Source organism: Amycolatopsis japonica (genome assembly GCF_000732925.1).
Taxonomy (GTDB): domain Bacteria; phylum Actinomycetota; class Actinomycetes; order Mycobacteriales; family Pseudonocardiaceae; genus Amycolatopsis; species Amycolatopsis japonica.
This window is the reverse complement of record NZ_CP008953.1, coordinates 6,808,936-6,827,840: the sequence shown is the minus strand read 5'-3', so window position 1 is coordinate 6,827,840 and position 18,905 is coordinate 6,808,936. Positions and strand designations below refer to the sequence as shown.

Here is an 18,905-nt window from a genome sequence, read left to right as displayed (position 1 = left end):
ATGCTGCCCCTTCTCGCGCCCGCGACGGTGCGTCCTCGTGCCGATCGCGACCACGCCGACCGCATCGCCCGGTCGGCCGCGACGACCGACGGCGTGCACATGCGGACCGAGGACGTCCGCGCCTGGATCGCCGAACGCCGTGAGGCCAACGTCTTCCACGTCGAACGCATCTCCTTCGCCGATCTCGACCAGTGGTGGTTCGAGGACGTGACGGGGAATCTCGTGCACAGCAGCGGACGGTTCTTCGCCATCGAGGGCTTGCACGTGGTCGAGGCCGACGGCCCCCACGGCGACGGGCCGTACCGCGAATGGCGGCAGCCGGTCATCAAACAGCCCGAGGTGGGCATTCTCGGCATCCTGGCCAAGGAGTTCGACGGTGTCCTGCATTTCCTCATGCAGGCCAAGATGGAGCCGGGGAACCCGAACCTCGTGCAGCTCTCACCGACCGTGCAGGCCACCCGCAGCAACTACACCAAGGCGCACGGCGGCACGAACGTCAAACTGATCGAGTACTTCGCCCCGCCCGATCCGGAGGGGATCATCGTCGACGTCCTGCAGGCCGAGCAGGGCTCGTGGTTCTTCCGCAAGTCCAATCGCAACATGATCGTCGAGACCGTCGACGACGTGCCGATGTGGGACGACTTCTGCTGGCTCACCCTCGGCCAGATCGCGGAGCTGATGCACGAGGACGAGACGATCAACATGAACGCCAGGAGCGTGCTGTCGTGTCTTCCGTACCACGACAGGGCTTCCGGCGCGCTGCTCTCCGACATCCAGCTCCTGTCGTGGTTCACCAACGAGCGTTCGCGCCACGACGTCCGCGCGCGGCGCATCCCGCTCACGGACGTCGACGGCTGGAAACAGGGTGTCGAAGCGATCGAGCACGAGGACGGCCGCTACTTCAAGGTCCTCGCGGTCGCGGTCAAGGGCAGCAACCGCGAGAAGATCAGCTGGACCCAGCCGCTGCTGGAATCCGTCGGCACGGGGGTCGTCGCGTTCCTCGTGCGCGAGATCGACGGCGTGCCGCACGTCCTGGTGCACGCCCGCGCCGACGGCGGTTTCCTGGACACTGTCGAGCTGGCCCCGACCGTCCAGTGCACGCCCCACAACTACGCGCACCTGCCGCCGGAGAGCCGCCCGCCCTTCCTCGACCTCGTCCTCGACGCGCCGCGCTCGCGGATCCGGTACGAGGCGGTACATTCCGAGGAGGGCGGCCGTTTCCTCAACGTCAGGGCCCGCTATCTCGCGATCGACGCGGACGACACGACCGTGGTCCCGCCCGGCTACGCCTGGGTCACGCCCGCCCAGCTCACCGCGCTCACCCGGCACGGGCACTACGTCAACGTCGAAGCCCGCACCCTGCTCGCCTGTATCAACGCCGCGACGGCGCAGCCGCAAGGAAAGGCATGAAATGAAGCTGATCACCGTCCTCGGGGCGTCGGGCTTCGTCGGCTCGGCCGTCACCCGCGCGCTGGCGCGGCAACCGATCCGGTTGCGAGCGGTGGCGCGCAGGTCTGTCACGCCGCCGCCCGGCCCGGCCGAAACGACCGTCGTCGCCGCCGATCTCACCGACCGCGCCGCTTTGGCCGACGCGGTCGCGGGCTCGGACGCGATCGTGTACCTGCTGCTGGCGGACGGCGGCTGGCGGGTGGCCGAGACCGAGGAAGCCGAACGCGTGAACCTGGGCGTGATGCGGGATCTCGTCGACGTAATCGGCGCTGTCAGCGGGAAACCTCCGCTGGTGATCTACGGCGGGGCCGCGTCGCAGGTCGGTGTGCCGCCCCGGGAACCGATCGACGGCAGCGAGACCGACGAGCCCGGAACCCCTTACGACAAGCAGAAACTGGCGGCGGAGCAGGTCCTCAAGAAGGCCACGGCCGACGGCCTCGTGCGCGGGATCAGCCTGCGGCTGCCCACGGTGTTCGGCGAGAACCCGGCCGAGGGCGCGAATCCCGACCGCGGTGTCGTGTCCGCGATGGCGCGGCGGGCGCTCGACGGCCAGGACCTCACCATCTGGGGCGACGGCACCGTGCGCCGCGACCTCGTCCACGTCGAGGACATCGCGGCGGCGTTCACCGCGGCGCTGGCCGCCCCGGACGCGTTGGTCGGCGGCCACTGGTTGCTCGGTGCCGGCCGGGGAGACCAGCTGGCCGACGTCTTCCGGCTCGTGGCCAAGGAAATGGCCGACCACACCGGCCGCGCCCCGGTGGACGTGACCTGTGTGGAACCCCCGTCGCACGCGCCGGCGACGGATCTGCGCAGCGTCACCATCGATTCCACGCCGTTCCGGGCGATCACCGGCTGGCGTCCGGAGATATCACTGCCCGAAGGAGTGCGCCGCACCGTCGCCGCGCTGACCACCCCTGTTCACGGAAAGGCTCGCACATGACCACGCGCGTATGGGACTACCTCGCCGAATACGAGACCGAACGCGAAGACCTGCTCGACGCGGTCGAGACGGTCTTCAACTCGGGGCAGCTCGTGCTCGGCGCGAGCCTGCGCGGCTTCGAGACGGAATTCGCCGCGTACCACGGCATCGGGCACTGCGTCGGGCTCGACAACGGCACGAACGCGATCAAGCTCGCCCTGCAGGCGCTGGGTGTCGGGCCGGGCGACGAGGTGATCACGGTGTCGAACACCGCCGCCCCGACCGTGGTCGCGATCGACGGCACCGGTGCCACTCCCGTCTTCGTCGACGTCCGCGAGGACGACTTCCTGATGGACACCGGCCAGGTCGAGGCCGCCATCACCGAGCGCACCAAATGCCTGCTTCCCGTCCACCTGTACGGCCAGTGCGTGGACATGGCCCCGCTGAAGGAACTCGCCGCGGAACACGGACTGTCCCTTTTGGAGGATTGTGCCCAGGCGCACGGCGCCCGGCAGGACGGCACGATCGCGGGCACGACCGGCGACGCGGCCGCGTTCTCCTTCTATCCCACCAAGGTGCTCGGCGCCTACGGCGACGGCGGCGCGGCGATCACGTCGGACGAGAAGGTGGCCGCGAAGCTGCGCCGGTTGCGGTACTACGGCATGGAAGAGCGTTACTACACGGTCGAGACGCCGGCCCACAACAGCCGGTTGGACGAGGTCCAGGCCGAGATCCTGCGGCGCAAGCTCAAGCGGCTCGACGCCTACACCGCCGGCCGCCGCGCCGTCGCCCAGCGCTATGTCGACGCCCTCGGCGACACCGAATTGAAGCTGCCGAAGACCGTCCCTGGCAACGAGCACGTGTACTACGTGTACGTGGTGCGGCACCCGCATCGTGACGAGATCCTCGAACGCCTCAAGGCCTACGACATCCACCTCAACATCAGCTACCCGTGGCCGGTGCACACCATGGCCGGATTCGCCCACCTCGGTTACGAGAAGGGTTCGCTCCCGGTCACAGAGAAGCTGGCAGGCGAGATCTTCTCGCTGCCGATGTACCCCGCGCTCTCACCCGACCTGCAGGACAAGGTCATCCACGCCGTCCGCGAAGTCCTTTCCACCCTCTGACCGAGCACAGGAGCAAGCCGTGCAAGCACGCAAACTCGCCGTCGAAGGCGCGATCGAGTTCACCCCGCGCGTCTTCCCCGACGACCGGGGCCTGTTCGTCTCGCCGTTCCAGGAAGAGGCCTTCGCCGAAGCCCACGGCAGCCCGCTCTTCCCGGTGGCGCAGACGAACCACAGCATGTCCAAACGCGGTGTGGTGCGGGGAATCCACTACACCGTGACGCCGCCGGGCATCGCGAAGTACGTCTACTGCGCCCGCGGCAGGGCGCTGGACATCGTCGTGGACATCCGGGTCGGCTCGCCCACGTTCGGGAAATGGGACGCGGTCCTGATGGACCAGCAGGATTTCCGGACGATGTATTTCCCGGTCGGCGTCGGCCACGCCTTCGTGGCGCTCGAGGACGACACCGTCATGTCGTACATGCTTTCCGCGGGCTACGTGGCGCAGAACGAACTCGCGCTTTCGGCGCTGGACCCCGCGTTGAGCCTGCCGATCGGCACCGAGGTGGAGCCGATCCTGTCCGACCGCGACCAGGTCGCCATCACGCTCGCCGAGGCGGAGCGGCAGGGGCTGCTTCCCGACTACGCCACCAGCGTGGAACTGGAGCGGCAGCTGACCGGAGTTTCGCTCTCCGCCTGAGTTTCTTCACCCGGCCGACGAGGGCCATCACGGACCCGACACGGCGTCGCCCCACCGGCGGCGCCGACCGTGATGGCCCTCGTCGGCGCGGGCGCATAGCCGAGTAATCGATATCCAGGGCGGGCCGGACGCACCGGCCCGCCGGGGGAAGGACGCCGAACTTGACGACCGATGGCCTTCAGCCGTCAGCGGACCCTTCGAACGACAACGCGTTTCTCCGCTGGGTGCGCAGACACCAGCGGTGGTTGTACGCGGGCGTGGTGATCGCCCTGCTCACGCAGATGGCGATCGCGATGATCACGACCGCCGTGGAACAGTCCCCGACCATCGACGAGCCGGTCTACGTCGGCACCGCGGTGGTCTACCTCGAAGAGCACAGCCTGCGGTACAACCCCGAGCATCCGCCGCTGGGCAAGCTGATCATCGCGGCCGGGGTGGCCTTCACCGACCCGAAGATCGCCCCCGGCTTCAGCGGCCACGAGTGGGAACTCGGCAAACACGTGGTCTACGAAGCGGGCAACGACCCAGATCGGCTGATGCTGGCCGCCCGGCTCCCGGTGATCCTGCTGACGTTGTTGTTCGGGCTGGTCGTCTTCGCGTTCGCCGCCGATCTGGCCGGCCGCGCGGGCGGGGTGCTGGCGCTCACCCTGTTCACGTTCTCGCCCGACGTCATCGCGCATGGCTCGCTGGCCACGCTCGACGTGCCGGTGGCCGGATTCCTGCTGACGTCGGTCTGGCTGGTGTGGCGCGCCCGGCGCCGCCCCGGGCTCTACCTCCCGCTCGCCGGGCTGGCCCTCGGCGCGGCCACGGCCACGAAGGTGCTTTCCCTGGTGGTGGTTCCGGTCCTGGTCCCACTGGCCGTGCTGTCCGTCTGGCATGCCCGCCGCGCCCGTGGGCTCGACCCGAAGAGCCCGGCCCTGCTGATCGGACGCGGTGTGCTGGCGGGAGCCGGGATGGCGCTGATCGCGATCGCCGTGGTGTGGGCGTCGTATCTCGTCGTGGATCCGAGCCTGCGCTGGGAGACTCCGTCGGGTATGCAGCCCCTGCACGGGATGCGCACGCTCGTCGAGTGGCTGCCGTTCCCACAGCCGTTGCGGGACGGGATGCGGTTCCAGTTCGAACTCGAAGACCATGTGTGGCACAACTTCCTGTTCGGCAGGCACTACACGGGTTCGCTCTGGTACTACGGGCCCGCCGCGCTGCTGGTGAAGACACCGTTGGGGGCGCTGGCGATCTGGCTGGCGGGCGCCGCCGTGCTGCTGTCGGTCCGGCGCCTGCGCCCGGCGGCGCCGTACGTGCTCGTCCCGACGGCCCTGCTCATGGCCACGGCCATGGTGATCGTCCGTGACAACGGCGTGCGGTACCTGGCCTTCGCGCCGATGTTCCTGGCCGTCGCCGCGGCCGCGGTGCTCGTCGTGCGACGGCGGTGGGTGAAGGTGGCGGCGATCGCCGTGGTGGCCTTCGCCGCGGTCAGCTCGCTGATGACGTTCCCGTACTACCTCCCGTACTCCAACGAGGCGTTCGGAGGCCCGGAGAACACGCACAAGTACCTGCTGGACTCGAACGTCGACTGGGGGCAGGATCTGGGCCGCCTGGCGGATCGCCTGAAACAGGACTACGCGGGCGAGCGGACCTGGCTCGTCTACCAGGGGAGCGGTCTGCCGTCCTACTACGGCATCGATGCCGCCGATCCGCTCACGGTGCCCGAGGATCAGGTGCACGGGGTGCTCGCCGTGTCGGATTCCGCGGTCCTCGGCGCGTTCGCCGATCCCATGGGCGGGGGAGGGGCGCCCGGAAACGGCCACGGCGGCGACCTCGGCTCCCTGATCGCGGGCAGTACGCCGATCGAGCGAGTGGGCCATTCCATGACGATCTACCGCCGCCCGTAACGCACGTGTAGTCCACTTGAGACGGTCGGCCGCCTGATTTCCCTTGCCGTACGGGGCTTGGACGCGTTGACCATCGAGTTCGACGAAGCCTAATTTCGGAAATGTCCACTGAGATCCGCGAAAGGTGAGACCAATGCCCGCTGCGCAGTTCAAGCAGCTGCTTCGTAGCAAGCTCAGAACATGGGGGTGGATGTACCGATGACGGCCATCATCGAACCGGCCGAGGACCTTTCCGTCCTCACCGGACTCACCGAGATCACCCGATTCGCCGGCGTGGGCACCGCGGTGTCCGAGTCGTCGTACTCACAGACCGAACTTCTCGAAATCCTCGACATCGAGGATCCGAAGATCCGTTCGGTCTTCCTGAACAGCGCCATCGACCGGCGCTTCCTCACCCTGCCGCCGGAGGGTCCCGGCGGCGCCCGCGCGACCGAACCGCAGGGCGACCTCCTCGACAAGCACAAGAGGATCGCCGTCGACATGGGTTGCCGCGCCTTGGAGGCCTGCCTGAAGTCGGCGGGCGCGACGCTTTCGGATCTGCGTCATCTGTGCTGTGTCACCTCGACCGGGTTCCTGACGCCCGGCTTGAGCGCGCTCATCATCCGGGAAATGGGCATCGACCCGCATTGCAGCCGCTCGGACATCGTGGGCATGGGCTGCAACGCCGGTCTCAACGCGCTCAACGTGGTCGCGGGCTGGTCCGCGGCGCATCCCGGCGAACTCGGCGTCGTCCTGTGCAGCGAGGCGTGTTCCGCCGCCTACGCGCTGGACGGCACGATGCGGACCGCGGTGGTCAACAGTCTTTTCGGCGACGGATCCGCGGCGCTCGCGCTCGTTTCCGGTGACGGGCGCGTGCCGGGTCCGCGCGTCCTCAAATTCGCCAGCTACATCATCACCGACGCGGTCGACGCGATGCGCTACGACTGGGACCGTGACCAGGACCGGTTCAGTTTCTTCCTCGACCCGCAGATCCCCTACGTGGTCGGCGCGCACGCCGAAATCGTCATCGACCGGCTCCTGTCCGGGACGGGCCTGCGCCGCAGCGACATCGGGCACTGGCTGGTGCATTCGGGCGGGAAGAAGGTGATCGACGCCGTCGTCGTCAACCTCGGCCTGAGCCGGCACGACGTGCGCCACACCACCGGTGTGCTCCGCGACTACGGGAACCTCTCCAGCGGCTCCTTCCTCTTCTCCTACGAGCGGCTCGCCGACGAAGACGTCGCCCGCCCGGGGGACTACGGCGTGCTCATGACCATGGGGCCTGGCTCCACAATCGAAATGGCGCTTATTCAATGGTGACGCGTAACGAAATCAAGGGCGAACTGGTGCTGCGCTTCGACGGATCCCGTCCGCTGTCGGCCGCGGCCGTCGAGGAGATCGGCGCGTTCTGCGACCGAGCCGAGGACCAGCGTGAACCGGGACCGGTGACCATCCACGTCACGGGGGCCCCGCCCGCCGACTGGGCGAAGGGGCTGGCGGTCGGGCTCGTGTCCAAATGGGAACGGGTCGTGCGCCGGTTCGAACGCCTCGGCAGGCTCACGGCCGCGGTGGCGTCGGGCGAATGCGCCGGAACGGCCTTGGATCTGCTCCTCGCCGCCGACATCCGGATCGCCGAACCGGGCACCACGCTGCGGCTCGCGTCGGCGGGCGGTGGCACCTGGCCGGGCATGACCGTCTACCGGCTCACCAAACAGGCCGGAGCGGCGGGCATCCGCCGGGCCGTGCTGCTCGGGGCCCCGATCGGGACGGAGCGCGCGCTCGCCCTCGACCTGATCGACGAGGTGTCCGACGATCCGGCGAAGACGCTGGCGGAGCTGGACGTCGTCGTGGACGGCGCCGAGACGGCGATCCGGCGGCAGCTGATCTTCGAAGCGGGCTCGACCACCTTCGAAGAGGCGCTCGGTTCCCACCTGGCCGCGGCGGACAGGGCCCTGCGGCGGGAAGCCAAGTCGTGACGGCTCTTTCGCCAGGGCTCGACCTCCGGGCCCTGGCGGGGGAGGCCCACCGCGTCGACGACGAGGTCCGGACGCTGCGCGCGGCCTTCGTCGAGGCGCACGCCGAGGAGCTCTACGCCGAACTCACCGACGGCCGGACGCGGTACCTGCGGATCGACGAGCTCGTCCGCGCCGCCGCGCTCGCCTTCCCCGGTCTGGTGCCGTCGGAGGCGCAGATGGCGGCCGAGCGTGCGCGGCCGCAGGCGGAGAAGGAAGGGCGCGAGATCGACCAGGGCATCTTCCTGCGCGGGATCCTGCGCGCGCCGAAGGCGGGCCCGCATCTGCTCGACGCCATGCTCCGGCCCACCGCCAGGGCGCGGCGGCTGCTCCCGGAGTTCCTCGAAACCGGGGTCGTGCAGATGGAGGCCGTCCGGCTGGAGCGCCGGGACGGCGTCGCGCACCTGACCCTGTGCCGGGACGACTGCCTGAACGCCGAGGACGCCCAGCAGGTCGACGACATGGAGACCGCGGTCGACCTGGTGCTGCTCGACCCGTCCGTCCGGGTGGGACTGCTGCGGGGCGGGGTGATGAGCCATCCCCGCTATCTGGGGCGCCGCGTGTTCTGCGCGGGGATCAACCTCAAGAAGCTCAGCTCCGGCGACATCCCACTGGTGGATTTCCTGCTGCGGCGGGAAACGGGGTACATCCAGAAGATCTTCCGCGGTCTGCTCACGGACGATTCCTGGCATTCCCGGTTCACCGGCAAACCCTGGATGGCGGCCGTCGATTCCTTCGCCATCGGCGGCGGGACCCAGCTGCTGCTGGTCTTCGACCACGTGCTGGCGGCGTCCGACGCGTATCTCAGCCTGCCCGCGGCCAAGGAGGGGATCATCCCCGGCGTGTCCAACTTCCGGCTTTCCCGGATCGCCGGGCCGCGGGTGGCCCGGCAGGTGATCCTCGGCGGCCGCAAGCTCCGGGCGGACGAGCCGGACGCCCGCTCGATCGTCGACGAGGTCGTGCCGCCGGAGGAGATGGACGCGGCCATCGACGGCGCGCTCGCCCGGCTCGACGGGGAGGCCGTCGCCGCCAACCGGCGCATGGTGAACCTTTCCGAGGAACCACCGGAGGAATTCCGCCGGTATATCGCCGAATTCGCGTTGCAGCAGGCTTTGCGCATCTACGGCGCGGACGTGATCGGCAAGGTGGACGGCTTCGCGGTGGGCTCGCGATGAACGGCGTCCGGTACGAGAAGAAGGATCACGTCGCCTACGTGACGATGGACCGGCCCGAGGCGCTGAACGCGATGGACCGGCGGATGCACGCGGAACTCGCCGGGATCTGGGACGACGTCGAAGCCGACGACGACGTCCGGGCCGTGGTCCTGACCGGGGCGGGGGATCGGGCGTTCTCCGTCGGGCAGGACCTCAAGGAACGGGCGCGGCTGACCGACGAAGGCGTTGAAGCGTCGACGTTCGGCAGCAGCGGTCAGCCGGGGCATCCCCGGCTGACCGACCGGTTCACGCTGTCCAAACCGGTGGTCGCACGCGTGCACGGCTATGCGCTGGGCGGCGGTTTCGAACTGGTGCTCGCGTGCGACATCGTCGTCGCTTCCGAAGAAGCTGTCTTCGGCTTGCCGGAGGTCCGTCTCGGTCTGATCGCCGGGGCGGGCGGGGTGTTCCGGTTGCCGCGCCAGCTTCCGCAGAAGGTGGCGATGGGATATCTGCTGACCGGCCGCAGAATGGACGCGGCGACGGCGTTGCGGCACGGGCTGGTCAACGAGGTCGTCCCGTTCCCGGAATTGGATCGGTGCGTCGCCGAATGGACGGACGACCTGGTGCGCGCCGCTCCGCTTTCGGTACGGGCGATCAAGGAGGCCGCGCTGCGATCACTCGACCTCCCGCTCGAAGAAGCGTTCAAAACCTCGTATCCGTGGGAAGAACGGCGACGGACGAGCGCGGACGCGAGCGAGGGCGCCCGTGCCTTCGCCGAGAAACGGGATCCGATCTGGACCGGTCGCTGAATTCGGGTTGGACCATTGTTCCGCGTGGCGGATGATGGAACATTCGGGGTAAGAGAATTCTCGCTCGAGTAAATGCCGGGCCTGCTTCTAATTCACCCGAGACCGCCGTCCGGGCCGGGAAACCCCGGCTTTCCCGCGCCCGGTGCCGGCAGAAACCCTGGATATCTGTGATGACAACCATCGCCACGGTCGAACTCGACAACCAGCGCATCGACCGGATGGTCCCGCTGGTCACACCCGCCCTGCTGCACCACGAACTGCCGCTCAGCGCGACCGCGGCCGACACGGTGCGCCACGGCAGGGAAAACGTCCTCCGCGTCCTCGACGGCACGGACGACAGGCTGCTCGTGATCGCCGGGCCCTGTTCCATCCACGATCCCGCCGCGGCACTCGAATACGCCGACCGGCTGGCCGCCCTCGCCGGCCGGTTCGTCGACGAACTCCTGGTCGTCATGCGCGTGTACTTCGAAAAGCCCCGCACGGTCGGCGGCTGGAAGGGACTCATCAACGATCCGCACCTCGACGGCACCGGCGACGTCAACCGCGGGCTGCGCGTCGCCAGGGACCTGCTCCTCGAACTCGCCGAGGGTGGTCTGCCCGCCGCTTGCGAATGGCTGGACACCACGATCCCGGCGTACCTGGCCGACACCGTCTCGTGGGGCGCGATCGGCGCGCGCACCGTGGAAAGCCAGAACCACCGCATGCTGGCGAGCGGCCTGTCCATGCCGGTCGGGTTCAAGAACCGCCGCGACGGCGATGTCGGTGTCGCGGTCGACGCGATCCGCGCCGCCGAAGCCCGGCACGTCGTCCCCGGCGTCGACCCCAGTGGCCTGCCCGCGATCCTGCACACCGTCGGCAACCCGGACTGTCACCTCGTGCTGCGCGGCGGCAACAGCGCGCCGAACCACAACCCGGCGTCCGTCCGCGCGGCGCTCACCACGCTGCAGAACGCGGGACTGCCCCGCCGGGTCGTGATCGACGCCAGCCACGACAACAGCCGCAAGGACCACCTCCGGCAGCCCGTCGTCGCCGGCCAGATCGCCGAACAGATCAAGAACGGTCAGCGCGGCATCGTCGGCGTCATGCTCGAATCCAACCTCCAGGCGGGCCGCCAGGACCTCCACCCCGACCGGCCGCTCACCTACGGCCAGTCCATCACGGACGCCTGCATCGACCTCGCCGCCACCCAAGAGGTCCTGCAGACCCTCGCCACGGCCACCGCCGCCCGCCGCTCCGGAGTGCGCTGACCCCGTGATCGCCCCCTAATCACGCGAGATCGCTCTTCAATCACGCATGATCGCCGTTCAATCACGCGAGATCGCTATCCGATCGCGTCGGCGCAGCCCATCGCGGCGTTCGGCGCGGCGTCGCCACGGGTGCGTTCGAGATGCGCCTCGCCCCAGACCCGGACTCCCTCGACCACCGGCAGAACCGTGGCGCCGTAAGGAGTGAGCCGGTAGATGACACGCGCCGGGACCGGCCCGGTGACCACGCGCTCGACGAGCCCGTCGGCTTCGAGTTCGCGGAGCTGTTCGGCCAGCACCTTGGGCGTGATGGGGGCGCCCCGGCGGCGGAGGCCGGCGAAATGGGATTCACCGTGGGCGAGCCAGTACAGCAGCGTCAGTTTCCATTTCCCGCCGATCGCGGCGAACGCCGCGGCCATCGGACAGCCCGGCAGCGGGTTGGGACGGGGAAGGTTACCCGGAAGTGCCTTCTTGTCCATGGTCGTCCTCCGCTCGGATAGTTCGGACCATGACCGTGCCATACAAACGAATCCTGACAGTGGGCCTTTCGGCCCTGATGCTGGTCGCGACGGCGGCGTCGGGCGACGCGTCGACCTCGGGCACCGATCCCCAGCGCGCGTTCGACTGGGAGATCGGCACCTGGCGCTCCACGGTGCGGGTGCTCGCCGAGCCGCTTTCGGAGTCCGCGGACCAGTGGCTCCAGTTCGCGGGCACCAGCACCGTCCGCCCGCTCATGGACCGGCGGGCGAACGCCCTCGAATTCGAGGTTTCGGGCCCGGACGGGCGCATCGACGCGCTGAACCTGCGGCTGTACGAACCGCAGGCGCAGCGGTGGAGCCTGACCTTCGTCAACATGCGTGACGGTCTGCTCACCCCATCGGTCTACGGCGGGTTCCATGACGGCGTCGGCGAGTTCCACGGCGACGACCAGCTCGGCGGCCGTCCGATCAAGGTGCGTTTCCTCGTCTTCCGGCAAGGCGCGGACGAGGCGCGATTCGAGCAGGCGTTCTCGGCCGACGGCGGGACGACCTGGGAGACGAACTGGGTCGCCGTGGACCGCCGGGTCCGCTGGTGAGCCTTCGGTGCGGTGGGTCGTGAGTGGCGTTTCGGGTTAGAACCCGAAACGCGACTCACGACCCCCGCGAGCTCACCCCCGACCCACACCGTCCAGCAAAGCCAGCTCCTCCTCGCTCAACCGCAGGCCGCCCGCCGCGACGTTCTCCGCCAGATGCCCGGGATCGCCGGTCCCGGGGATGGCGAGGACGTGCGCGCCGCGGTGCAGCGTCCAGGCGAGCCGGATCTGCGCCGAAGTCGCGTCGTGCGCCGCGGCGACCTTCGCGACCTCGGCCTCGCCACGAACAGCGCCGGGCGAAGCGGCGCCGGGAATCGAGGTCGTGACGGCGAAGAACGGCACGAACGCGACGCCGAGCTCCCCGCACAGGTCGAGCAGGGCGTCGTCCTCGCGGTCGGCCAGGCCGTAGCGGTTCTGCACGCAGACCACCGGAGCGATCGACAAAGCCTCGGTCAGCTGGTCCGCCACGACGTTGGAGATGCCGAGGTGCCGGATCAGGCCCGCCTCGCGCAGCTCCGCCAGCGCGCCGAAATGGTCGGCCACCGAGCCGGGCTCCTTGCCCATCGCGGCGCCCCAGCGCAGATTGACGACGTCGAGGTGGTCGAGGCCGAGTTGCCGGATGTTCTCCTCGACCTGGCCGCGCAGCTGATCCGGCCGGGCGAAGGAGAACTCGCCGTCACGGTCGCGGCCCGCGCCGACCTTCGTGGTGATCACGAGGTCTTCGGGATACGGCTGGAGCGCGGTCGCGATCAGCTCGTTCGCCGACCGCGTGGGCGTGAAGTAGAACGAAGCCGTGTCGATGTGGTTGACGCCGAGTTCGATCGCGCGGTGCAGGACGGTGATCGCGTCCTCGCGGCTCTTGGGTCGCTCGTCCCAGGGCATCCCGGTCAGCCGCATCGCGCCGAGCCCGAGGCGGTTGACGGTGAGGTCGCCGAGCCGCCAGGTGTCGTGAAGGTTCGTCATGACCACCAGCGTCGTGAGGAGGCCGTCCGTAGTCAGAAAATGGCAACAAGCTGCCACGTGGTCGCGCGGCTGGGGCAGTATCGGTGTCATGCGGACGAGTGATGCGGTCACGGTCGTGCGCGGCGAGGAGGAGCTGTTCCGCCGCGTCGGGCACCTGTTCTCGACCGTCACCGACCTGGCGTGTGCGGCCAACGACCTCGCGACCTGGGTCGCCGCCCACGGAGCCGGCGAGCTCGCCGAGCGCCGGGCGGGCCAGGTCCGGATCCGCAAGATCTACCGCGCCGGGCTGCTGCTCGACGAGGGCGCCGCGCAGGAGCTCGCGAGGGTCCGCGACCGGCACGGAGCCCAGGTCCGGATCTCCACCGAGGACCTCAACGAGACGATCGTCCTGGACGGCAGGCTCGTCATCCTCGCCGGTGACCTCAGCGCAGGGCAGCGTGGCTACAGCGTCATCACCCAGCCCGAAACCGTGCAGGGCGTGATGTCGCTGTTCGAGGCGGCCTGGCGATCGGCCACCGAACTCGCTGTCTTCGACGCGCAGGTGTCCGAGATCCGGCGGCTCGCGCCCGCGGTGCTGGACCTGCTCGGCAGCGGCGTCAAGGACGAAGCCGCCGCCCGGACCCTCGGCCTCGGCGTGCGGACCTACCGGCGCCGGGTGGCCGAACTGATGGCCGCCCTCGGCGCCGAGTCCCGCTTCCAGGCCGGAGTCCGGGCGCGCGAACTCGGCTTGGTCTAGACGCCCGCCCAATCCGGCAGCGGTTCGCAGGTGTCCCGCCAGGACGGCGGCAGGCCGTCGGCACCGACACGGGTCGCGACGATGCCGCCGACGATGGCGCAGGTGGTGTCCACGTCGCCACCGGCGGCCGCCGTGGTCCAGAAGGCCTTCTCGTAGTCGTCGAGGTGGCGGGCCGCCACCCACAGGGTGAAGGGCACCGTGTCGTGGGCGCCCGTGTGGCTGCCGTTGCCCAGTTCGTGGGCGGCGGTCGCGGCCGAGGGCTCGTCGGCCAGGCGGATGGCGGCTCGGACACCGTCGTGCACGCGGCCCGGCGGCACGCGCCGCAGCACCTGGTCGAGGAAGTCCTTCGGTGACGGCGGGTCCGGGGTGGCGGCCAGCGAGGCGGCGACCGCGACAGCGATCGCGCCCGCCACCCCGTCCGGATGGGTGTGGGTCACCTCGGCCGAAAGCGCGGCCTGGCGCGCTGCCTCGTCGGGCTCGCCGCCGAACCAGGCGCCGAGCGGCGCGACGCGCATCGCCGCGCCGTTGCCCCAGGAGCCCTGCCCGTCGAACAGATCCGCGACGAGTTCACGCCACGAGCCGCCCTGGCGGACGAGACGCAGCAAGCGGTTCATGGACGGGCCGTAGCCGCGGTCGAAGTCGTGGTGCGTCGCGAAGCTCGCGGCGAGCAGGTCTGGGTCGATGTGGCCGGTCCGGTCGAGGACGGCGAAAACGGAACACGCCATCTCGGCGTCGTCGGTCCATTGCCACGGGCCGGGCGGCGGCTGCCGCCGTGCCCAGTGGTCGCGATTGGCGGGGACGAAGAACTGGGAACCCAGCGCGTCGCCGAGGGTCAAGCCGTACAGGGAGGTCAAGGCGCGAGTGCGCCGATCGATGGTCATCGTGGCCCATTCTGGCAAACCCCCGACCGGGTGAGCTTCGGCTCCTCCCGGCCGGTGCCGGGAGGGTAAGATCTCCCCTCCGAGGACGCCGTGGAAATCTTCCGGGAACCAACGCGCGGCCGGATGCGTCGGTGTACACGAACGGCGTCATCGCGTTTACGGAAACGGTGCACACGCGTGGGTGGGAACTCATAGGGTGCGCGATAGAGCAATACGGGTCAGGCAAGCACGGGCTGGAGGATCATTCATGACTCGCCGATTCGATCCAGAGCAGATCGCCGCGCTGGCCAAGAAGGTCGGCGGGCTCAAGGAGGGCTACACCGGCACGGGCAAGGACCTGGGCGACGGTGATCCCGGAGCGGCGTTCGGCGACCTGAAGAACGCGGCCAGCACGGGGACCACGATGAAGGGTTTCCACCGCGGTGTGAACGCCGAACTGGCGGCCGCCGCGAAGCTCGTCGACGCCGCGTCGAACGCGCTGGCCAACGCCGCGCAGCGGATGCGCAACGACGAGGCCGCGGGTGTCGACACCCTCCGCGGCCACGCTCGCGAGCGGGACTGATCGGACTGAAGACGGGAACCAGGGGGATTTACCGATGACCACCGCGGAGCGGAATCCGAGCACGCTCGACGACCCGTCGCACGACCGCCCGAAGTCGCTGGACGCCATCGACAAGCACGCCCAGCAGACGCAGAAGCTCAACTCGGGCGCGGTCAACGACCAGGCCAGGAAGGTCGGCGGAGCCGCCACCCGGGCCAACGACCTCGGCGACGACCTCAAGGTCTTCCGTGACGACGTCCTGCGCCACTGGGAGGGCAAGGACGCCGACGCCGTCGCCGACCATCTCGAAAAGCTCGGCAAGGCCAGCTACAAGGTGAGTGACAAGGCCGAGGCGGCCAAGAACATCCTCCAGCGGGTCTCCGAGATCATGGACGAGGTCAAGAAGAAGGTCGCACAACTCGCCCAGGAAGCCAACGACAAGGACGCGGACAACCGCAAGCTGATCGACTCGGCCCGCCGCCGGAAGAACAGCTCCGAAGACGACAACGAGATCGCCGCGGCCGCGTCGGACATCGAGCGGCTCCGGCAGCTCAACGAAAAAGACTCGAACGGCAAGAAGGACGAGATCGAGAAGGCGCTGGACGACGCCGAGAAACAGATCGACGATCTCCTCAAGCCGCTCGGCCTGGAGATCGAAGGCGGTTTCCTCGAGCTGATCCCCGCCGACGACGGCCAGACCACGGCGTCGAGCGTCCACGCCAAGCCGGTCAACCAGCAGCTGAGCGGCACACCCAGCTACGGCGGTGGAGACGGCGGCGGTGGCGGAGGCGGCGGTGGCGGCGGCGGAGGCGGAGGCGTGCCGGGCGACGGCAGGCCCGCCAAGCCGATCGACGCCCGAGGCGACAACCCGGCGAAGATCGCGGAGAAGTTCCTCGGCCGCAACGCCGGCGACCTCAAGGGCAGCGGTGAGCTTCCCGCCATGCAGTCGTGGGTGCCCAACAACGTCAACTGCGCGAACTTCGTCTCCGGCTGTCTCGAGGCGGCGGGCCTGATCGACAAGGGGCAGGCCAGTGCCTCGGTCGCGGGTCTGACGGCCAACCTCGAAGCGGACGGCTGGCGGTCGGTGCCGCTCTCCGAGGCGAAGCCCGGCGACGTGGTGATCTCGAACAACGGCGGGCACGTCGTGCTGTACGCGGGCGATGGCCAGTTCATCGGCTCGAACAACGTCAACCCCGACGGTTCGCAGAAGATCAGCATGGGCGGCGGTGGCGGCCTCGTGAAGATCCTCACCCCGCCGACCTGATCCGACAGAACGCCGTAGCAGCACCGGGCAGGCGGACGCGATCGCTCGCGTCGCCGCCCGCCAGTGGGAGGTAGCTTGATGTACACCCCGTCCGCACGACCGTTTCCGGTGGCGCTGAATCCCGGCGACCCGGTCCGGGAAGCGGTGCTCCAGGCCGCCACCGCCCGGCTCGACGAGGAGTTCGGCGATCAGGTCCGGGTGGCCGTGGAACAACTCGACCGGCTCGGTCCCTGGGTCTTCCTGCAGGGCACGATGCGCCCCGCCGAAGCAGGCCGTCCGTACTACGCCGGCACCATCTACGAGAACCGCCGGGCCGACGGCGTCATGTCCGACGTCTACGTCGCCCTGCTCAAGAAGAAGAGCGAAACGGGCGTCGACGACGACCCGCGGTCCTGGCGGGTGGCCAACTGCGCCATCGGCCCGACCGACGTCGCGTGGCTGACCTGGCCGGACGACTACGAAATCCCGCAGGAGCTGTTCGGGTTCTGACCACTCACGAGGCCTGTGTCCATTCCGGCAGGGTGCGGGCGACCTCGTCGGGCGAGGGCATCCGGGCGATCTCCTCGGCGATCGCCCGGGCGGCCTCGCGATGGGCGTTCCGCCCCAGCAGGGTCCGTGTGTGCGCGGCGACGGCTTCCGCGCTCAGCTCGCCGGGCTGAAGGCTCAGCGCGGCCCCCGCGGTGCACAGCGCTTCGGCGTTGGCGAAGTGGTCGGCTCCCTGGGGGAGGACCAGCTGCGGGACACCGGCGGCGAGCGCGCCGAGCGTCGTGCCGCTTCCGCCGTGGTGCACCACAGCGTCGACGTGCGGCATCAAATCCGTTTGCGATATCCAGGCCTGCAGCGTGACGTTGTCCGGGACTGCGCAGAGTTCCTCCGGGCGGATCCGTCCCGAGGCGACGACCACGTGCGCGCCGAGCGTGGCCAGCCCCCGGATCGCCGTGGTGAGCACTTCCGGCGTGCCGAACGCGGTGCCGAGCGTCAGGTAGATCAACGGTCGCGCGGTCGTTTCGAGCCGCGCCGCCGGTTCGGAGAACGGAACGGGACGCAGTTCGACGCGTTCGGCCGTCGCGAGGAAGTCCTTGTCCTGCAAGGAAGGCGGGCAGATGTCGAGATGCGGCCGGTCGGGTCGCGTCGGCGGCTGAAGCCCGATCCCGTCGGGGAACATGCGGCCGAAACCGTGCCAGAGTCCCGGTATCCCGGCGCGTTCCGCGGCGACGGCCACCCCCGGTTGTCCCCATTCGTGCACGACGAGGTCGGGCCGTAGCCGTGCCAGCTCCGGTTCGAGGTCTTCGGCGTAGATCTCGTAGAAGGCGTCCGCCGGCCGAAACGGTCGGAGGCCGTTCCTGAGCAGTGGCGGATGGACGTTCTCGCCGGCGGCGAAGAACACCTCGTGCCCGGCGTCCCTGGCGGCGATCGCGAGCGGGATCAGCGGATAGGTGTGACCGACCGACGCAAGGCTGGCAAAGAGGACGCGCATGGTCGAGATGTTAGCATCAGATGTTCTGGACATCTGAAAGCAGGCGACCGGGTGGCCCGGCCGCCTGCTGGTGGGTTCCCTGGTCAGGGGCGGTAGATCTCCTTGACCGTGGCGATCTGGTCGGCGCCGTTCACGCTCGATGGTGACCGACTCGCCGGGGCACAGGGTGGCCGCGCTGATCTACTCGACAGGCGCCTTCCCCGAGCCCGCGGGCCTGGTCTCCAGCTGCAGGGAGCTGTTCGGCACGCCGCAGACCACCTCGGTCCCGGATTCCGTCAGGCGGGCGCAGGTCCACTTGCCCTGGACGTCGAGCACCCGCTCGCCGGGGCCTTCGGCCTGCGGCAGTTTCTCGTAGTACTCGGTGATCACGTTGTACGCCTCGGTGCAGCCCGGAGTGGTGCCGTCCGTGGCGGCCACCGCGATCAGGTCCATCTTCGGCCGCCCGGGGGCGCCGACCTGGCCGCCGTGCTTACTGCAGTTGACGTCCCCGTTCGACGACTCTCCGGCAGCCGCCCCTTGGCCACCGCCCGGCTGAGCCTGCTCGACGGCCGCGTTCTTCACCGGAGAACCATTTCCCGCGACATTGTTCCCGGTGCACGCGGAAAGAAGTGCGGTGGCGGCGAGTGCACCGCCCACAATGGCGGTCTTGACGGTCTTCTTCGCGGTGAATTTCATTTCAGCGCCCCTCTCGCGTCCATTGTTGAAGCTTTGTCTCCGAAGACGCCGGAAGCGGAATGGGGTTGCGTCGAAAT

20 protein-coding genes are annotated in these 18,905 nt (G+C 69.3%); 15 read left to right on the top strand and 5 right to left on the bottom strand.

All coding sequences use genetic code 11. The annotated features are described in order from the left end of the window. The 10 genes from AJAP_RS31570 to AJAP_RS31525 all read left to right on the top strand — a co-directional run bounded on the left by AJAP_RS31570 (nucleotide 1) and on the right by AJAP_RS31525 (nucleotide 11,222). Complete coding sequence (locus tag AJAP_RS31570) at nucleotides 1-1,410, top strand: NDP-hexose 2,3-dehydratase family protein (protein ID WP_038518222.1); 1,410 nt, start codon at nucleotides 1-3, stop codon at nucleotides 1,408-1,410. A 1-nt stretch (nucleotide 1,411) separates the two neighbouring features. Continuing rightward, complete coding sequence (locus tag AJAP_RS31565; protein WP_038518219.1) at nucleotides 1,412-2,389, top strand: NAD-dependent epimerase/dehydratase family protein; 978 nt, start codon at nucleotides 1,412-1,414, stop codon at nucleotides 2,387-2,389. Further along, nucleotides 2,386-3,495, top strand: a complete 1,110-nt coding sequence (locus AJAP_RS31560; protein ID WP_038518216.1) for a DegT/DnrJ/EryC1/StrS family aminotransferase — start codon at nucleotides 2,386-2,388, stop codon at nucleotides 3,493-3,495. The genes AJAP_RS31565 and AJAP_RS31560 overlap by 4 nt, the downstream gene beginning before the upstream one ends. Nucleotides 3,496-3,514: 19 nt before the next feature. Beyond that, on the top strand, nucleotides 3,515-4,132 hold the full coding sequence (locus AJAP_RS31555) for a dTDP-4-dehydrorhamnose 3,5-epimerase family protein (protein WP_038518213.1): 618 nt from the start codon (nucleotides 3,515-3,517) through the stop codon (nucleotides 4,130-4,132). Between the two features lie 224 nt (nucleotides 4,133-4,356). Next, nucleotides 4,357-6,021, top strand: coding sequence for an ArnT family glycosyltransferase (locus AJAP_RS31550; RefSeq protein ID WP_228694660.1), 1,665 nt, complete (start codon nucleotides 4,357-4,359; stop codon nucleotides 6,019-6,021). A gap of 198 nt (nucleotides 6,022-6,219) precedes the next feature. Beyond that, nucleotides 6,220-7,320 carry a 3,5-dihydroxyphenylacetyl-CoA synthase DpgA gene (dpgA, locus tag AJAP_RS31545; protein ID WP_038518209.1) on the top strand — a complete coding sequence of 367 codons (1,101 nt, stop codon included), beginning with the start codon at nucleotides 6,220-6,222 and terminating at the stop codon, nucleotides 7,318-7,320. Beyond that, nucleotides 7,314-7,976 (top strand): enoyl-CoA-hydratase DpgB, encoded by a 663-nt coding sequence (gene dpgB / locus AJAP_RS31540; protein WP_038518205.1) that lies wholly within the window; start codon nucleotides 7,314-7,316, stop codon nucleotides 7,974-7,976. Before dpgA ends, dpgB begins: the two co-directional genes overlap by 7 nt. Continuing rightward, nucleotides 7,973-9,187 (top strand): (3,5-dihydroxyphenyl)acetyl-CoA 1,2-dioxygenase DpgC, encoded by a 1,215-nt coding sequence (dpgC, locus tag AJAP_RS31535; RefSeq protein WP_038518202.1) that lies wholly within the window; start codon nucleotides 7,973-7,975, stop codon nucleotides 9,185-9,187. The genes dpgB and dpgC overlap by 4 nt, the downstream gene beginning before the upstream one ends. After that, nucleotides 9,184-9,975, top strand: coding sequence for an enoyl-CoA-hydratase DpgD (dpgD, locus tag AJAP_RS31530; protein WP_037346444.1), 792 nt, complete (start codon nucleotides 9,184-9,186; stop codon nucleotides 9,973-9,975). Before dpgC ends, dpgD begins: the two co-directional genes overlap by 4 nt. 170 nt (nucleotides 9,976-10,145) lie before the next feature. Next, nucleotides 10,146-11,222, top strand: coding sequence for a 3-deoxy-7-phosphoheptulonate synthase (locus AJAP_RS31525; protein ID WP_038518200.1), 1,077 nt, complete (start codon nucleotides 10,146-10,148; stop codon nucleotides 11,220-11,222). 74 nt (nucleotides 11,223-11,296) lie between these two features. On the opposite strand, the gene AJAP_RS31520 is transcribed toward AJAP_RS31525, so the two are convergent. Beyond that, the gene (locus tag AJAP_RS31520) at nucleotides 11,297-11,698 is read right to left on the bottom strand and encodes a winged helix-turn-helix transcriptional regulator (RefSeq protein ID WP_228694658.1); all 402 of its coding nucleotides are present in this window, start codon (nucleotides 11,696-11,698) and stop codon (nucleotides 11,297-11,299) included. A gap of 29 nt (nucleotides 11,699-11,727) precedes the next feature. Between AJAP_RS31520 and AJAP_RS31515 the strand changes: the two genes are divergently transcribed. Then, the gene (locus AJAP_RS31515; RefSeq protein WP_038518197.1) at nucleotides 11,728-12,294 is read left to right on the top strand and encodes a hypothetical protein; all 567 of its coding nucleotides are present in this window, start codon (nucleotides 11,728-11,730) and stop codon (nucleotides 12,292-12,294) included. Nucleotides 12,295-12,366: 72 nt separating this feature from the next. On the opposite strand, the gene AJAP_RS31510 is transcribed toward AJAP_RS31515, so the two are convergent. Then, nucleotides 12,367-13,254, bottom strand: a complete 888-nt coding sequence (locus AJAP_RS31510) for an oxidoreductase (protein ID WP_038518194.1) — start codon at nucleotides 13,252-13,254, stop codon at nucleotides 12,367-12,369. Between the two features lie 88 nt (nucleotides 13,255-13,342). Between AJAP_RS31510 and AJAP_RS31505 the strand changes: the two genes are divergently transcribed. Next, the gene (locus AJAP_RS31505) at nucleotides 13,343-13,990 is read left to right on the top strand and encodes a response regulator transcription factor (RefSeq protein WP_038518191.1); all 648 of its coding nucleotides are present in this window, start codon (nucleotides 13,343-13,345) and stop codon (nucleotides 13,988-13,990) included. Here AJAP_RS31505 and AJAP_RS31500 read toward each other — a convergent pair. After that, complete coding sequence (locus tag AJAP_RS31500) at nucleotides 13,987-14,871, bottom strand: ADP-ribosylglycohydrolase family protein (protein ID WP_038524253.1); 885 nt, start codon at nucleotides 14,869-14,871, stop codon at nucleotides 13,987-13,989. The genes AJAP_RS31505 and AJAP_RS31500 overlap by 4 nt on opposite strands. Before the next feature lie 247 nt (nucleotides 14,872-15,118). Between AJAP_RS31500 and AJAP_RS31495 the strand changes: the two genes are divergently transcribed. The 3 genes from AJAP_RS31495 to AJAP_RS31485 all read left to right on the top strand — a co-directional run bounded on the left by AJAP_RS31495 (nucleotide 15,119) and on the right by AJAP_RS31485 (nucleotide 17,165). After that, nucleotides 15,119-15,433, top strand: a complete 315-nt coding sequence (locus AJAP_RS31495) for a hypothetical protein (RefSeq protein WP_038518188.1) — start codon at nucleotides 15,119-15,121, stop codon at nucleotides 15,431-15,433. Nucleotides 15,434-15,467: 34 nt separating this feature from the next. Continuing rightward, the gene (locus AJAP_RS44295; protein ID WP_038518185.1) at nucleotides 15,468-16,676 is read left to right on the top strand and encodes an NlpC/P60 family protein; all 1,209 of its coding nucleotides are present in this window, start codon (nucleotides 15,468-15,470) and stop codon (nucleotides 16,674-16,676) included. A 78-nt stretch (nucleotides 16,677-16,754) separates the two neighbouring features. Next, complete coding sequence (locus AJAP_RS31485) at nucleotides 16,755-17,165, top strand: hypothetical protein (RefSeq protein WP_037346455.1); 411 nt, start codon at nucleotides 16,755-16,757, stop codon at nucleotides 17,163-17,165. Between the two features lie 4 nt (nucleotides 17,166-17,169). On the opposite strand, the gene AJAP_RS31480 is transcribed toward AJAP_RS31485, so the two are convergent. Both AJAP_RS31480 and AJAP_RS31475 read right to left on the bottom strand, forming a co-directional pair. After that, nucleotides 17,170-18,153 (bottom strand): glycosyltransferase, encoded by a 984-nt coding sequence (locus AJAP_RS31480; protein WP_038518180.1) that lies wholly within the window; start codon nucleotides 18,151-18,153, stop codon nucleotides 17,170-17,172. A 180-nt stretch (nucleotides 18,154-18,333) separates the two neighbouring features. After that, nucleotides 18,334-18,828 carry a hypothetical protein gene (locus AJAP_RS31475; RefSeq protein WP_228694656.1) on the bottom strand — a complete coding sequence of 165 codons (495 nt, stop codon included), beginning with the start codon at nucleotides 18,826-18,828 and terminating at the stop codon, nucleotides 18,334-18,336. Nucleotides 18,829-18,905 lie beyond the last annotated feature (77 nt).

Bases quoted from the DNA above. Each gene is read 5' to 3' on its own strand.
- dpgB (WP_038518205.1), top strand. From the start codon at position 7,314: ATGGTGACGCGTAACGAAATCAAGGGCGAACTGGTGCTGCGCTTCGAC.
- AJAP_RS31485 (WP_037346455.1), top strand. From the start codon at position 16,755: ATGTACACCCCGTCCGCACGACCGTTTCCGGTGGCGCTGAATCCCGGC.
- dpgA (WP_038518209.1), top strand. From the start codon at position 6,220: ATGACGGCCATCATCGAACCGGCCGAGGACCTTTCCGTCCTCACCGGA.
- AJAP_RS31515 (WP_038518197.1), top strand. From the start codon at position 11,728: ATGACCGTGCCATACAAACGAATCCTGACAGTGGGCCTTTCGGCCCTG.
- dpgD (WP_037346444.1), top strand. From the start codon at position 9,184: ATGAACGGCGTCCGGTACGAGAAGAAGGATCACGTCGCCTACGTGACG.
- AJAP_RS31495 (WP_038518188.1), top strand. From the start codon at position 15,119: ATGACTCGCCGATTCGATCCAGAGCAGATCGCCGCGCTGGCCAAGAAG.
- AJAP_RS44295 (WP_038518185.1), top strand. From the start codon at position 15,468: ATGACCACCGCGGAGCGGAATCCGAGCACGCTCGACGACCCGTCGCAC.
- AJAP_RS31560 (WP_038518216.1), top strand. From the start codon at position 2,386: ATGACCACGCGCGTATGGGACTACCTCGCCGAATACGAGACCGAACGC.
- AJAP_RS31565 (WP_038518219.1), top strand. From the start codon at position 1,412: ATGAAGCTGATCACCGTCCTCGGGGCGTCGGGCTTCGTCGGCTCGGCC.
- AJAP_RS31505 (WP_038518191.1), top strand. From the start codon at position 13,343: ATGCGGACGAGTGATGCGGTCACGGTCGTGCGCGGCGAGGAGGAGCTG.
- AJAP_RS31500 (WP_038524253.1), bottom strand. From the start codon at position 14,871: ATGACCATCGATCGGCGCACTCGCGCCTTGACCTCCCTGTACGGCTTG.
- AJAP_RS31525 (WP_038518200.1), top strand. From the start codon at position 10,146: ATGACAACCATCGCCACGGTCGAACTCGACAACCAGCGCATCGACCGG.
- AJAP_RS31510 (WP_038518194.1), bottom strand. From the start codon at position 13,254: ATGACGAACCTTCACGACACCTGGCGGCTCGGCGACCTCACCGTCAAC.
- AJAP_RS31570 (WP_038518222.1), top strand. From the start codon at position 1: ATGCTGCCCCTTCTCGCGCCCGCGACGGTGCGTCCTCGTGCCGATCGC.
- AJAP_RS31520 (WP_228694658.1), bottom strand. From the start codon at position 11,698: ATGGACAAGAAGGCACTTCCGGGTAACCTTCCCCGTCCCAACCCGCTG.
- AJAP_RS31475 (WP_228694656.1), bottom strand. From the start codon at position 18,828: ATGAAATTCACCGCGAAGAAGACCGTCAAGACCGCCATTGTGGGCGGT.
- AJAP_RS31480 (WP_038518180.1), bottom strand. From the start codon at position 18,153: ATGCGCGTCCTCTTTGCCAGCCTTGCGTCGGTCGGTCACACCTATCCG.